Origin of the sequence: Paenibacillus sp. CF384 (genome assembly GCF_900106745.1) — a bacterium.
In the GTDB taxonomy this organism is placed as follows: Bacteria; Bacillota; Bacilli; order Paenibacillales; family Paenibacillaceae; genus Paenibacillus_Z.
Map to the genome: position 1 here is coordinate 15,166 of NZ_FNNV01000027.1, position 13,538 is coordinate 28,703.

Here is a 13,538-nt window from a genome sequence, read left to right on the forward strand (position 1 = left end):
TACCGGAAGTGCATTCCTGCCTAAGTATTTGTCCGAATAGACCAAGCCCCGGTTTGACGAAGCCTAGCTTAAAGCATAGTATTAGAGGTGAAAAAATCAGCCGATAGGAAGTGCTACATATGAGTGAATATCAAGCTTTGCTAGAGCAGTTGCAACAACAGGAGAACGAGCTTCAATTCTCCACATTTACTAACGAAACCGCTTTTGAGATCGGTACTAAGATCATCGAGAGAGCGCAGCAAGAGAACAAAGCGATCGCGGTTACAATCGTAAGAAACGGCGAGCTATTATTCCATAGCAAAATGAACGGAACAAATGCAAACAACGATCAGTGGATTCAGCGTAAACGCAACGTTGTTCACCATTTCGGTCACAGCTCGTACTTCATGCATGTCGAGTTTAAAGCAAACGGTAACTCCATCGAAGCCTCTCACCTTGATCCGAAGGATTATGCGGCTGAAGGCGGCTCCTTCCCGCTTATCATTAAGAATGTCGGCATCGTAGGAACAATCACAGCTTCCGGTCTGCCAGGCGAGCTTGATCATCAGATTATCGTGGACGTATTGAGCGAGTTTCTACTGGGAAAATAATCGCTTCACAAGGAGTGTCACCGCATGATTACGCGTATTGCAACTAGAGACGACGCCCCCGAAGTTATTCCGCTGCTGCTCGAAGCGATTGGTGAGATTGCTTACCTGCTTACAGGCGCATCGGATGAAATCGAGGCAGCGGAGCTGCTGACCGACTTCTACAAGCAGCCGGGCAATCGAGTCAGCTCGGGCAATGTCATCGTCGCCGAACAGGATGGCCGAATTGCCGGTATGGTCGTGGCCTATTCCGGTAACGATGCTGGGCAGTTGGACGAACCTTTCCTCGTGAAGCTTCGCAGCAGACCGGGCAATGAAGATAGCGAAATTGTTCGTGAAGCGCGAGATGGCGAGTTCTATCTGGACGCGCTGGCCGTAGCGGAGCAATATCGCGGACAAGGCATCGCCAAGCTTCTTATGGCAGCCGCCGAGCAGCGCGCTGCTCAGCTTGGGTTCGAGCGCGCGGCACTAATCGTCGAAACCTACAACGAGCGCGCTTACCGGCTTTATCTCGCAAGCGGCTACGAGGAAGACGACATGCTTCGCATCGGCGACAGCGACTACCGCCGCTTGGTGAAACGAGTATAGGAAGTAGAGACAAGAGGACCGCCTCAATAGTGCACATGGCACTATGAGGCGGTCCTTTTTGGTGCGTATGCTTGCGGCGGCAGGAGATAGTGGCGCTGGTGGCACCGGTGATGCTGGGGCTGGTGGCGCTGGTGGCGCTAGTTGCGCTGGTGATGCTGGTGGAGCGAGTGCGGCTGGTGGTGCATGCGGCTGCTGGAACTGGTGCGAATCTGGGACTGATGTTCTTGGGTAATCCGCTCGCATGCAGAAATGTTGCTCAAAGTGCAGCATTTACGCCCAAATTGGTCTCGTTTCTGTTAATTGTTGCATAAAAAGCAACATTTCTGCAGATTCCGGCCTATTTAAGCCTGTTAGAAGTTGGAATGTTGCATAAAGGACAACATTTCCATCTCCCTACTCGATTAGCTTCAATTATGTTGCATGAAAGGCAACATTTTCACAGAAGCCGAGCAGTTAACTGATTAGTTTCATCGCTGAGAGTCGGTTTTTCCGACTCTCAGCCTCGTTTCGGCGTGGACTGGGACATGAGAGTCGGAATTCCCTACTCTCAGCATCCGACACGGGGCTAGATGGGTTAGTTTGATCGCTGAGAGTCGGTTTTTCCGACTCTCAGCCTCATTTCGGCGTGGACTGGGACGTGAGAGTCGGATTTCCCTACTCTCAGCATCCGACACAGGGGCTAGATTGGTTAGTTTAATCGCTGAAAGTCGGTTTTTCCGACTCTCAGCCTCATTTCGGCGTGGACTGGGACGTGAGAGTCGGATTTCCCTACTCTCAGCATCCGACACGGGGCTAGATGGGTTAGTTTAATCGCTGAGAGTCGGATTTTCCGACTCTCAGCCTCGTTTCGGTGTGGTTTCGGACATGAGAGTGGGGTTTCCCTATTCTCAGCATCCGACACGGGGCTAGATGGGTTAGTTTGATCGCTGAGAGTCGGTTTTTCCGACTCTCAACCTCGTTTCGGTGTGGTTTCGGACATGAGAGTCGGATTTCCCTACTCTCAGCATTCAGCATCCGACACCGGGATAGATTGGTTAGTTTGATCGCTGAGAGTCGGTTTTTCCGACTCTCAGCCTCGTTTCGGCGTGGTTTCGGACGTGAGAGTCGGATTTCCCTACTCTCAGCATCCGACACGGGGTTAAATAACGCCGCCCTTTACCCACTAAACGCAGCCAGCTCAATCACGCGTTTCTCTAAGCGCGATGTTTCCGCGGCAAAAGCCATCATATGGCTTTGTACAGATTTGGCCGCGGAAGTGAGGCTGTCGCCGCCCGAACCGCCTGACTTCACCAGTCCGATAAAGTCGCTCATTAAGCCATAATCTCCGCCGCCATGACCTGCATGTCCGCCGGGCAGTTCGAGTGAAATCTTCTCCGGCGCGAGACTGCCGAAACGAATGAGCTCGATTTCGTTCTTCTCCATAGCGGCCCGGATCTCGCCCTTCGTTCCCATCAGCTTCAGCGTGCGGTTGCACTCTTGCGTAAATGCGCTCATCGTGAAAACAGCCGTCACTTCGTTCGCAAACTCCATATTCACAACCTGATGATCTACCACATTATTATCGCAGTGGTACACACAGCGACCGTACGGTCCCTCTTGCAAAGCTTTAAGCCTTGCTTCAGGACTCGGATCATCGCTAATGGCCGCCGCCATCCAGCTTTCCGAGTCCCCAAGGTAAACATTAGGTGCATAGTATAAGCATTCATCCGCCACCGGGCAGCCATCCGTACAGCGCTTCGGTGCGCCTTCCGGAGCATTGGAGGCATTGAAGTATGAGAGTGAGCCAAAAGAGGACAGGCGTGTACAGTCATCTCCCGCCAGCCATAACAAGATGTCCATATCATGGCAGGATTTTGCCAGAATCATCGGACTCGACTCCTCGGCATTACGCCAATTGCCGCGAACGAAGCTATGTGCTTGATGCCAATAACCCACATTCTCATTATGCTGAATCGACATCAGCTGACCGATCTGACCTTCGGCGAGCAGCCTTTTCACCGTGCGGAAGAAATTCGTATAACGGAGCACATGACAGATCGAGAAGATGAGTCCGGACTGCTGTGCTTTCGCCCCCATCTCCAAGCATTCCTGCGGGTCCGGAGACATCGGCTTCTCAAGTAGAACATGATAACCCGCATCAAGCGCCATCATCGTCGGCTCGAAGTGCATCTTATCCTGCGTACAGATCAGCACGGCATCCGCCAGCTTCGGCTGCGCCAGCAATTCGCGCCAGTCGTCGTAACCCAAGCGCTCATCTACCCCGTGACGCTGCATTAAGCGATCTCGCCGATCAAGGTTGGGGTCGGCAACCGCCACGACTTCCATCTCATCCGGATGTGCCAGCGCATAATCGACGTAATTTTGTCCGCGCAGTCCCGCTCCGATTAAGGCAATCTTCACTTTGCTCATCAGATGCTCATCTCCTACTCTTTTACACTACCAACCGTAATCCCTTTGATGAAATACCGCTGCAGGAACGGGTAAACCAGCATAATCGGCAAAGCGCCTAAGAAAATTTGCGCCGTTCGTAATGTTTTCTCGCTGACTTCTTCGAGCCGCTTCAAGTCGTCGATGGATATCGCTGCTTTATTAATAGATGTCACCAGTGTCGATAAGTATGTCTGCAGCGGATACTTCTCCGGTGAATTCATGTACAAGATGCCGTCAAACCACGAGTTCCAATGTCCCACGATCGTGAACAATAGTATAGTCGCAAGCGATGGCAGCGACACCGGAAGATAGACGCGCAGCAGAATGGCCCACTGGCCTGCTCCGTCAATGGTAGCCGCTTCTTCCATATCCTTCGGAATGTTGCGGAAGAAGTTGAGCAGCATCACCATGTTCCATACATTGAGCGCACTCGGGATAATCAGCGACCAGATGCTATTAATTAGTCCGGTTTCTTTGACAACGATATAAGTCGGAATCAAGCCGCCGCCGAAAAACATCGTCACCGCGAAGAACCAGACATACAGCGTTCGGAAATCAAACTGTTCTCTGCTCTTCGATAACGGATAAGCGGTGATGATCGTCAGAACCATGCTGAGTGCCGTGCCGAGGATAACGCGCTCCAGTGATACTTTCAAGGAACGAATAAACTCCACCTTTTGCGCTAAGTATTGGTAGGCATCCAATGTAAATCCGACGGGCCACAGCTTAACCTGCGCAGCCACTGCGGCAATGTTGGAGCTTAAACTGACTGAAAGCAGATGGATGAACGGTAAGATGCCAAGCAGCGTCACTCCTATTAACACGATCGTATTCACGACCATGAACAGGACTCTGCCCCATGATGCTCGATAAACCATGCCATCTCCCCCAGTCTCTTAGAAGATTCTATACTTGGTGAACCGATAGGCTAAGTAATAGGATAAGCCTACCAATCCTAAAGAAATCGCGGACTTAAACAATCCAACAGCAGCTGCCGGCGCGTATTGCTGGTTGAAGATACCGAGCCGGTAGACGAACGTATCGAGAATATCGGCACTCTCGTAGACGACCGGATTATACAGAATCAGAATTTGATCGAATCCGGCATTCAAAATATTGCCTAAGCTAAGCGTAGCGAGCAATATAATAATCGGCGCCATGCCCGGCAGCGTGATATGGACAACTTGCTTCCATTTGCCCGCTCCGTCCACTTCGGCCGCTTCATACAAATTTGAATTGATCCCGGCAATGGCTGCCAGGAAAATAATCATATTGTAGCCCATGCCCTTCCAAACCTCCGAGCCTACAATGATGGCCCGAAACCAATCCCCTTGGCCCATGAACATGATCGGTTCAATCCCAGTACCGGCGAGCAAATCATTAATCGGTCCTTTCAAGGAAAACAGCTCCAGAATGACACCGCCAAGCACCGTCCACGAGAGGAAGAACGGCAGAAAAATACTCGTTTGGATGATGCGCTTAAACCAGTCTCTGCTAAGCTCATTGAGCAATAAGGCAAGAATAAGCGGGATGGCCAGTCCAAAGGCAATCTTAAGAACGGAAATCACCACGGTATTCCAGATGACTTGATTCATATCCGGCAGGTGAAACATGTATCGGAAATTTTTCCAGCCGACGAATTTCGATTTCCAGAAGCTAAGCACGGGATCGAACTTCTGAAAAGCCATGACGATTCCGAACATCGGGCCATAGGCATAAATGAGCGTGACGATGATACCGGGTATAAGCATGATATGGAATGGCAATTGCCGTATGAACCGGCTTCTCCGCATTGTCTGCTGTTTCATCAAGGTTCCGCCTCCAGTAAGAAGCAGCGGGGAAGACGCTCGATAGCTCGCTCACATAGCTGCCTGCTTGCTTGCGTAAGCGCCTTCCGCCGTTTCTGCCATTCTCATTATTTCGATGCGCTGCTGTACCAATCGTTCACTTCTGCCGTTACATCGTCACCGCCGAGCGCTTTCCAGCTGCTGACGAATTTATCGAAGCTGTCGATCGATTCGCCCATAATGATCTTCGTGAACGTTTCATTCATCAGCTTATCCAGCTGCGCGCCATTCTCGACCTGCGATTCCGTAGCAGAGCCGTAGAATTCGTTGTACACGAATTGTTTGCTGTCGCGAATTTGACTCGTCAGACCCCAGCCTCCGTCTTTGGAAACGCGGCTGGAATAGAGTCCCCATCCGGTTTTGTCGCCTGCAAGGAATTTCTGCGTTGCTTCAAGCGGCTTCTGAATGTTGACGTAATACGGAATATCCTCACTCACCGAATTCGACTTGTTTGCGACCGCATTGTTCACTTCATCATGAATCGTTTGAATTTCAACCGGATTGTAAATCCGCGGCACGAACCAGTTGTACACGTAGCCATTCTCCGGCTTGTTCGTGTCGTAATGCGCCTTCGTGTTCATCTCGATATAGAAGTTGATCATCTTAATGGCCGCTTCCGGGTTGCTGAACTTGCTGTTTACGACAACGATATGTCCCATGCGTACTTTCGGTACAAGCGATTTACCCGGGGAGCCGTCAAGCGACGGAATTTGCACGCAAATCCATTCTGCATTCGGGTCCGCATCTTTGTTCAGGTTAAGCGGCCAGTTCGGAAGCCACCATTCGCCGTACAGCATGCCGACTTTGCTGCCGACAATATCTTCAACGACCTTGTTCTCGTCCTTGAGCGCGAATTCCTTATCGAGAATGCCGTTCTTATACCAGCTCTGCAGCTTGCTCAGCGCAGGCTTCATCTCCGGCTGAATCTCGCCCGGCACCAGCTTGCCGTCACTGCCTTTGATCCACCCGCTCGGATACGCATTAAAGCCGAAGAACAGGCCGCGAGTATCGAATCCCCAGTTGACGATGTTCTTCTGCAGCGCAAGGCCGTACGTATCTTTCTTACCGTCCTTATCCGGGTCGTCATTGACGAAAGCGGTTGCGATTTTCTCTAAATCATCGATCGTCTTAGGTGCTTCCAAGTTGACGTTCTTCAACCAATCGGCGCGAATCCATAGAATCTGCGTGGATAAGAAGGGCTCTTCGAAGCCCGGAATGCCGTATAGCTTGCCATCCGAAGTCAGCGACTTCATCGCTTGCCCGCCATCGGAATCCATGAACTTTCTCAGCGTCGGCGATGCATATTTCTCGTAAGCGTCCGTTAAGTCAGCCAGGACACCTTGCGTCTTAAACTTCTCGAAGTTGCGAATGTCGACATCCATAATATCCGGCAAATCCCCGGAAGCAATGGAAAGCGAGAACTTCTGCTCGTATTGATCGGTTGGCACCGTCCATTTGTATTTCAAATCGATATTCAGCTGTTCCTTCAGATCCTTCAGGTACGCATTCTGATCCGGCGTTAAACCGGACGGTGTCTTCGGATCTTCCGGCGGTCCGTACCCGAGTACTTCGGTTACCGTTAGCGGCTCCGCATATTTGCCTAGCGGGTCAACGTTCTCCGCAGCTGCATCGTTTGTCTGTTCCGTCGTTGCATTGTCTGTCGTAACTGTGTTGTCTGTCTTGTTCGCTTGATCGTTTGCAGTGTTGCCGTCATTGCTGGAGCATGCGGTCATGGTGGCGATTAATGAGATAATCAGAAAAGAACTGGCCCATCTGTTCATTTTGTTTCCCCCCATAGAAATTGTTGTTCACTGCGTTTGACCTTACTACTTCATCATAAATTGAGCGGCAGGGGGCTCGCTCTATAAACATCTTTACATGCTTCTGTTTTCTTTACGATCTCTTCGCAATAGGACCGACTCCCGAAATTCTTGAGGCGTGCTGCCCGTCATTTTCCGGAAAAAGGCCGTGAAATACGACGGAGATTCGAAGCCGAGCCGCAGCGCGATTTCATTCACTTTCATCTGCGTTTCCTCCAGCATCTGCCTCGCAGCATCTGCCCTCGTCGCATTCATATAGTCCGACAGCGTCCTTCCTGTCAGCTGTTTATAGAACCGGGACAGATACGAAGGGTTAAAATAAACCGCCTCCGCTATTCTCGCCAGCGACAAATCACGGCCTAAATGCTCCGCGATAAACCGATGGATCCGTTCAATAATGAGATGCTCGCCTTTATTCTGCTGTTCCTTCTTCTGCGCACATAGCTTATGGACAAGCGCTAACAACTGCTCCTCCGACGCGCCAAGGTCAAGTGTCCATGCTTCATCATCCGATGCTCCCGAAGGGCGAACCTGCGTCATTTGCGTAATAATAACAAGCACGAATTGATAGTATCTTTCCATGCCGATAAGCGAATTTGAAGAGAGATTCACCTCAACATGGGCATAGAGCTCCGAAGTCAGCTTAGCAGCAGCCCCCTCATCTCCCGTTTCCAAGCTCCGCTGCAAGGCATCCAGCTGCTTATTGAACATCCCCGTGGACAGCTCCGCCGATGGGTGAGGCCGTTCTGCTTGAATGACTTCATCCATATCGCCCAGATGAATAATCGACATGGGCTGACCGAAGAGCGAGCATTTCTTCATCGACGACTTCAATCGTTCGAATTCCGCTGCCGACCCGTCCCAATCCACCGCAGCGCGGCTGATCGCAAACGATACGTCCGCATTCAACGCGATGCGGCATTGATCTTGAACGGGCTCCAGCATCCCCTTGAGATACTCCGAGATATCTGCCCATTGCGTGATCCCCTCACCGCTCTTAAACATGCCCGCTTCCTCCGCAGGCTGAATAAACCACACGAGTAAGGACGAGTCATGCACGACCGACTCCATATGGAAGTGCGAAGGCAATTGCTGCTGCAGTACCTCTTGAATGGACAGGTGCAAATTTAATTTATCCGTATAAGTGAGAACTTGATCATAGCGATCCATTCTCCCGACGATCATCATCACTTGATCTGAACGGCTCAGTCTCATGGACAATCCTGCAAAATAAGGAGCCTGCCACAGATCGAGCGCTTTCTCCCCGAGCAGCAGCGCTTCGAAAAACTGTTTCTTGAGATGAGGCTCTGCTACCGTCAGCTGCTGCTTAGCCTGCTCGAGTGCTGCCTGCATTTGGTTCGCTTGATCCAGCTTGTCAATGGCAGCAAGAACAGCCGCCACGATGGTCTCGATGCCTTCTGTCTTCAATATGTAATTGTCTATATTCTTCTGAATGGCGCTATACACATAGTCGAATTCGCTATAGCCCGTCAGCAGGATGATTCGGCAAGCCGGCCAGTAGAATAGAATGTCGTCCGCGAGCTGCAAGCCGCTCTTCCCCGGCATCCGAATATCGCTGATGACCAGATCGATCTTGGTTTTCTTCACAATGCCGAGTGCTTCAAGTGGCGAATACGCCTTACATACGTCGAGCTCTAAAGACTCCACTTGCTGAAAATGCTGCACAAGGCCGTCAACGATAGCCGGTTCATCGTCTACAATGAGTAATCGATACATGGAATCTCTCAAACTCCCATCTCGTTAAAGTGAATGATAAGGTCAGCCTTTAGCCCGCCGAGTGCGCTGCGAGAAACAAAGATGCCGCTGCTCTGCCCGAATTTGAGCCGGATGCGCCTACAGACGTTGAACAAGCCGGTCTTCTCTTCCGAAGCAGATACATCGGCAAGCCGCTCGCGAAGCAGCTCAAGCGCCTCGTCCGTTAAAGTGTCGCCGTCGTCTTCCACGGAAATGCACAGCGTATCGTCCTCGTACTCCACGGTTACGGAGACATTCCCCCGTCTCATGCCATCCTCGAAGGCATGCTCGAAGGCATTCTCCACGACGGGTTGAATCAACAACCTCGGTACCAACAGTGGCTTACACATCTCAGGCAGCTTAGCCGCTTCGATGGTAATTCGATTCGAGAACCGGATGCCCTGAATGTCGCAATAATCCACCGCATGCCGATATTCTTGTTCCAGCGTGACCTCGTCGCTCCCGCTGCGTGTAATAAATTGATAATAGCTGCCGAGCCTTTGTGCCAGCGTTGCCGCGTTCTCCGCGTCGCCGCTTCTGCTGATCATGTAAATATTGAAGAAGCTGTTGTATAGAAAATGGGGATTGATTTGGGATTGGAGCTGCTTTAATTCGGAGTGCTGCAGGGCGATTTTCTGTTCATAGTTTTCTTGAATGGAGCCTCTTAGCTTGTCTACCATACGGTCGAAGCTTCGATAGAGATAACCGAATTCAATATCCCCTTGCGGACGAATGGATATATTCAAATTATCGGTTTCCAGTATTTTGAAAGCTTGAATCAATCGCTTAAGCGGCCGATGAATCATGACATTGACCGAGAAGGAGAAGACGACCAGAACGCCTACGGAAACCGTGGACAGGATAATATACCAGAAATTAAACGTCCGAATCGGCCCGAGCACTTCGTTCTGATTGATATAGGTGAAGATCGTCATCCCGAACATCTCAATACCGCTCGATGTAATCAGATATTTGTGCTTGCCGAGCCTCAGCGTATCTGTGCGGATGGGGTCTTCTAGCGTACCTCTGCTGCCGATATGCTGCTGAATCTGATTGAAGATGTTCTCGTCCATTTTCACCGCGATCGTCGTTGTAAAATCATCATTGGTGAGCGCAGCGCCTGAATCCTCATAGTTCTCCACAAATCGGCGCAGCGTCTCTTCCAGCTTCGGCTTGGAGATCTCCATGTACGAAACAATTCGGCCGTTGTTGCTTGAAGCAATAAAGTACAGCCTGCCGCCTTTGCTGTAGAAGGGTTGTGTCTGATCGGACTCTCGGTATGAAGCTATTGCCTCGTATTCCGCGTTTGGCAGATCCTTAATACCGGCCCTGACAGAAAAAGTCTTCTCCAACGACTTCACGTACACGCCGCTGTTTACTAGGAATTCACTTGAGTTCTGAATCAATAACAGCCGCTCCCGCACGCGATTCACGAGCTGAAATTGTTCGTAGCCCTCTAATCGCTTGCCAATGAAACTCAGCTTCTGCAGATCAGAATCATTCATGAACTGAAGCTGCAAATTACGGATAAATGCAATTTGATCGTTGAGCTGACGGGAATAGAACTTTACGTTGGAGTTAATGGAGTTCGTATATTCTTTCTTGATGAAGGATGCGCCTGTTGTATTCATGCGCAGATTGATTAGGAGCAGGGGAACGATCAGCAAGATGAAAATAAGAATAACCTTCTGATACACATGCAGATTTGCCAGTCTAACCTTCCTTTTCATAGGCGACTCATCCCCTCATCTTTCCCTTCTGCTACTGGATCCTGTTGCCTTTTGTCACATTATCACTCATTTACAAAAAATTTGCACTGCAATTAAGTAAGCTGCCAGAATGCAAAAAAAAAGCCAGCGTGAGAACCATAGGTTCTCTGCTGACTCTTTGTATATCGAAGTATGCCTTGGATTATCGCGTATTCGAAGCAGCCCACGGCTGTGTTTCCGTTTGTACCGGCATGCCTGTTTCGAGCGCCTCATTGATCTTGATGCTCAAATAATGATCCTGCGCCGCTTCTGCTAAGCTGTAGAAGCTTGGCCCGCCATTCGCATATTCGGCCATCTTCGCGAGCGAGGTTGCGATCGCGATTTCATCATCCGTCAATCGGCCCGGCGTGAACGGATTGCGATAGACCCACTCTTCACCGGCAAGGATGCCTTTGAAATAATAGCCTTCGAGATTCCCGTTCTCCCCTGCATTCTGTCTGCGCAGCTCCATCTCGATCGGTGTCAGATAATCCTTCAAGTACCGAATTTCCTTATTGTTGATTTCACCGGATTCCCCGCGTACCAGCAGACGTTGACTGCGAATCCATGAGAAGTATTGATCCCCTGTGAAATCGTAGATTCCTAGTTTCCCATCGAATGCGAGCGAGGCTATGACCTGATCGGAATCGATGAGCTTGTGTACCTTGGGATTGCCGTCTCGGCCCGGTCCATTCACCAGCGGTGAACGAAACCGTGAAGCTTGGATGACTGCGTTCTCGAACGTAATGCCAAGTAATTGGCGCAAAAGGCTAATGCCATGATACCCGTGCGCGGCCGATACCTGGGCTTGCGACACCGCTCCAAGCTTACCGGACTGCGCGATTGCAATGCGAGCTGCGTGAAGCGGTTGAAACAGATACTGCTCAGCCACTTGAATGCGGCTGTCGCCAAACTTCTCATGCAGACGAATAAGTGCTTCTACATCCGGTGCCGGCGGCGTCTCGGATAGAACCGGCATTCCTGCCTGTGCTAATTCTTCGATTACGCCCGGATTCGCATCCCAGGGAACCGACGATACGACAAACAGCGGATCGGCTTGCTCCAGCATCGCGGCAGTGGTGCGGTAGACCGGCACTTGCCACGCAGCTGCCAGCTTCTTCGCTTTCTCTTCATTTCGCACTACGACACCGCACACTTCAAACTGTTCGGGGAGTTCCTTGGCAATACGCAGATAAAATTCCGTACGCCAGCCGCCGCCAACAATGGCAAATCGAATTCGACTCATCTCTATCCCTCCGTCGTCATTTCACTAGAGCTTCCTACCGTCTCGGCCTCCGCCGGTTCCGCTATATGCAATACCCGGATTCCAATCCGGTTCAACCGGTGCTTCGAATGTATCAACGGGGAACGTAACCTTGCAGCGATGTCTGCTGGATATGTACGCGCCTTCCACAATTTCAAGTGCCAATAAGGAGCTCTCCGGGATCGAATAATCCGATTCGCCGTGCTCGATTCTGCGAGCCATATTCTCGAGATGCGCCTGATGTCCCGTAACGGCCAGCTCTTCGGGGATCATAAGCTCGCCCTTCGGAAACTCAGCATTCAGAATATGATAGCCGTTCTCCCAGCCCCAGAATTCAATCTGTCCCGCAGTTCCGATTAGACGAAATACCGTATCTTTTCCCTCGGTGTTAATCCGCACGTGGTCCCCCGTATTCATGACTACACGGATTCCACTCTTCGTTTGCCCATACGTGACTGCAGTTGTCTCCACCTGCATCCCATCACGATAAGTTCGTGTACTGGATTCACAAATCCCCATCACATTGTCCATGGGTTCGTTCCCCGTCAATTGCACGAAGAAATGAAGCCAGTGGATGCCGGCATTGATGATATCCCAATTCGTATTTTGAATTTCTACGAGCTTGAGCTCTCCAATGTCGCCGCCCTTCACGCGCCTTATGATTTCCAGAGGTGTCCTCTTCGCCACCATGCCATGCGGCACAGCCATTGGCAAATCACGCTTCTTGATTTCTTCCAGAATCCGCCGGCCTGACGCCACCGTATGACCAAGTGGTTTCTCCACGAGAATCCCCTTAAGGGGAAGCTTGAGCGCGTCCAGCGCCACTTCTTCATGAGAAGGCGGGAAGGTGCTTACGCATACGACATCTGTGGGACAGTCGTTAAACATCTCGTTATGATCCAAATAAGTGCGGATGCCGGGATATTGTTTTTGCAGTTTCTCACACACTTCCGGCCGAATATCTGCGATGGCTACTAACTCGTAATGCTCTGAATTGTGCAAGGCATTCATGCTGAGCTGCCCGCCGGCTCCCCCGCCGACGACTGATGCAGTCATTTTCTTCATGAAGCTCCTCCTCATTTATCCAAGCATAATTTCACCCAAAACCGTTCCGCTTCAGCTCCACTAGGACCTCTTTCAATTTACCATACTGAATCTCCTAAAAAATAGTACATCTCACATTCAGCTCATGAAATATGCGGATATCACCCAAGCGCAAATCCCCACGACCGCGATGGCTGCCCAAATAAGGCCGTAAATCCTCCGGAACGAATGATTCGCTTTAGCACTTCGCAGCATAATCTCGTTCACGATAATCAGGATGATTCCGACAAGCGCATATCCTCCCCAAATGGAAAGCAGCTTAATAGCTGACTCGTTAGTATCGTTGAATAGAAAAGCGATGGCGAGCAACAGCAGTGCGCCGAGTGTTGCGAGCGTTAATAACGCACGAGTTAAGAATGCCAGCAGTTTCATATGTACCTCCACAATAAATCGTA

At 50.6% G+C, this 13,538-nt stretch carries 12 protein-coding genes; 3 read left to right on the top strand and 9 right to left on the bottom strand.

Features of this window, described 5'->3' with window-relative positions:
- Nucleotides 1–119 precede the first annotated feature (119 nt).
- The 3 genes from BLW29_RS28765 (at nucleotide 120) to BLW29_RS28775 (ending at nucleotide 1,486) form a co-directional block, all read left to right on the top strand.
- Nucleotides 120–590, top strand: coding sequence for a heme-degrading domain-containing protein (locus BLW29_RS28765; RefSeq protein WP_090986194.1), 471 nt, complete (start codon nucleotides 120–122; stop codon nucleotides 588–590).
- A gap of 24 nt (nucleotides 591–614) precedes the next feature.
- A complete protein-coding gene (locus tag BLW29_RS28770) occupies nucleotides 615–1,175 on the top strand; it encodes a GNAT family N-acetyltransferase (RefSeq protein WP_090986196.1) in 561 nt (186 codons plus the stop codon).
- Between the two features lie 98 nt (nucleotides 1,176–1,273).
- On the top strand, nucleotides 1,274–1,486 hold the full coding sequence (locus BLW29_RS28775; protein ID WP_090986198.1) for a hypothetical protein: 213 nt from the start codon (nucleotides 1,274–1,276) through the stop codon (nucleotides 1,484–1,486).
- A gap of 844 nt (nucleotides 1,487–2,330) precedes the next feature.
- Here the strand turns inward: BLW29_RS28775 and BLW29_RS28780 are convergent.
- From BLW29_RS28780 to BLW29_RS28820, 9 genes are all read right to left on the bottom strand, one after another.
- Nucleotides 2,331–3,584 (bottom strand): Gfo/Idh/MocA family protein, encoded by a 1,254-nt coding sequence (locus BLW29_RS28780; protein ID WP_090986199.1) that lies wholly within the window; start codon nucleotides 3,582–3,584, stop codon nucleotides 2,331–2,333.
- Nucleotides 3,585–3,598: 14 nt separating this feature from the next.
- Complete coding sequence (locus BLW29_RS28785) at nucleotides 3,599–4,483, bottom strand: carbohydrate ABC transporter permease (protein WP_090986201.1); 885 nt, start codon at nucleotides 4,481–4,483, stop codon at nucleotides 3,599–3,601.
- An 18-nt stretch (nucleotides 4,484–4,501) separates the two neighbouring features.
- A complete protein-coding gene (locus tag BLW29_RS28790) occupies nucleotides 4,502–5,413 on the bottom strand; it encodes an ABC transporter permease (RefSeq protein ID WP_256209026.1) in 912 nt (303 codons plus the stop codon).
- Between the two features lie 107 nt (nucleotides 5,414–5,520).
- Nucleotides 5,521–7,233: an extracellular solute-binding protein gene (locus BLW29_RS28795; RefSeq protein WP_090986203.1), complete on the bottom strand. Its 1,713-nt coding sequence runs from the start codon at nucleotides 7,231–7,233 to the stop codon at nucleotides 5,521–5,523.
- A gap of 93 nt (nucleotides 7,234–7,326) precedes the next feature.
- Nucleotides 7,327–9,009 (bottom strand): response regulator transcription factor, encoded by a 1,683-nt coding sequence (locus BLW29_RS28800; RefSeq protein WP_090986205.1) that lies wholly within the window; start codon nucleotides 9,007–9,009, stop codon nucleotides 7,327–7,329.
- An 8-nt stretch (nucleotides 9,010–9,017) separates the two neighbouring features.
- Nucleotides 9,018–10,757, bottom strand: coding sequence for a sensor histidine kinase (locus tag BLW29_RS28805; protein ID WP_090986206.1), 1,740 nt, complete (start codon nucleotides 10,755–10,757; stop codon nucleotides 9,018–9,020).
- A gap of 181 nt (nucleotides 10,758–10,938) precedes the next feature.
- Complete coding sequence (locus BLW29_RS28810; RefSeq protein ID WP_090986208.1) at nucleotides 10,939–12,021, bottom strand: Gfo/Idh/MocA family protein; 1,083 nt, start codon at nucleotides 12,019–12,021, stop codon at nucleotides 10,939–10,941.
- A gap of 24 nt (nucleotides 12,022–12,045) precedes the next feature.
- Nucleotides 12,046–13,104 (bottom strand): Gfo/Idh/MocA family protein, encoded by a 1,059-nt coding sequence (locus tag BLW29_RS28815; protein WP_177186853.1) that lies wholly within the window; start codon nucleotides 13,102–13,104, stop codon nucleotides 12,046–12,048.
- 117 nt (nucleotides 13,105–13,221) lie between these two features.
- Nucleotides 13,222–13,515, bottom strand: a complete 294-nt coding sequence (locus tag BLW29_RS28820; RefSeq protein WP_090986211.1) for a hypothetical protein — start codon at nucleotides 13,513–13,515, stop codon at nucleotides 13,222–13,224.
- Nucleotides 13,516–13,538: the final 23 nt, after the last annotated feature.

Excerpts from the sequence above, each read along its gene's own strand:
- BLW29_RS28790 (WP_256209026.1), bottom strand. The coding sequence starts at position 5,413 with ATGAAACAGCAGACAATGCGGAGAAGCCGGTTCATACGGCAATTGCCA.
- BLW29_RS28800 (WP_090986205.1), bottom strand. The coding sequence starts at position 9,009 with ATGTATCGATTACTCATTGTAGACGATGAACCGGCTATCGTTGACGGC.
- BLW29_RS28820 (WP_090986211.1), bottom strand. The coding sequence starts at position 13,515 with ATGAAACTGCTGGCATTCTTAACTCGTGCGTTATTAACGCTCGCAACA.
- BLW29_RS28805 (WP_090986206.1), bottom strand. The coding sequence starts at position 10,757 with ATGAAAAGGAAGGTTAGACTGGCAAATCTGCATGTGTATCAGAAGGTT.
- BLW29_RS28765 (WP_090986194.1), top strand. The coding sequence starts at position 120 with ATGAGTGAATATCAAGCTTTGCTAGAGCAGTTGCAACAACAGGAGAAC.
- BLW29_RS28815 (WP_177186853.1), bottom strand. The coding sequence starts at position 13,104 with ATGAAGAAAATGACTGCATCAGTCGTCGGCGGGGGAGCCGGCGGGCAG.
- BLW29_RS28795 (WP_090986203.1), bottom strand. The coding sequence starts at position 7,233 with ATGAACAGATGGGCCAGTTCTTTTCTGATTATCTCATTAATCGCCACC.
- BLW29_RS28780 (WP_090986199.1), bottom strand. The coding sequence starts at position 3,584 with ATGAGCAAAGTGAAGATTGCCTTAATCGGAGCGGGACTGCGCGGACAA.
- BLW29_RS28785 (WP_090986201.1), bottom strand. The coding sequence starts at position 4,483 with ATGGTTTATCGAGCATCATGGGGCAGAGTCCTGTTCATGGTCGTGAAT.
- BLW29_RS28770 (WP_090986196.1), top strand. The coding sequence starts at position 615 with ATGATTACGCGTATTGCAACTAGAGACGACGCCCCCGAAGTTATTCCG.
- BLW29_RS28810 (WP_090986208.1), bottom strand. The coding sequence starts at position 12,021 with ATGAGTCGAATTCGATTTGCCATTGTTGGCGGCGGCTGGCGTACGGAA.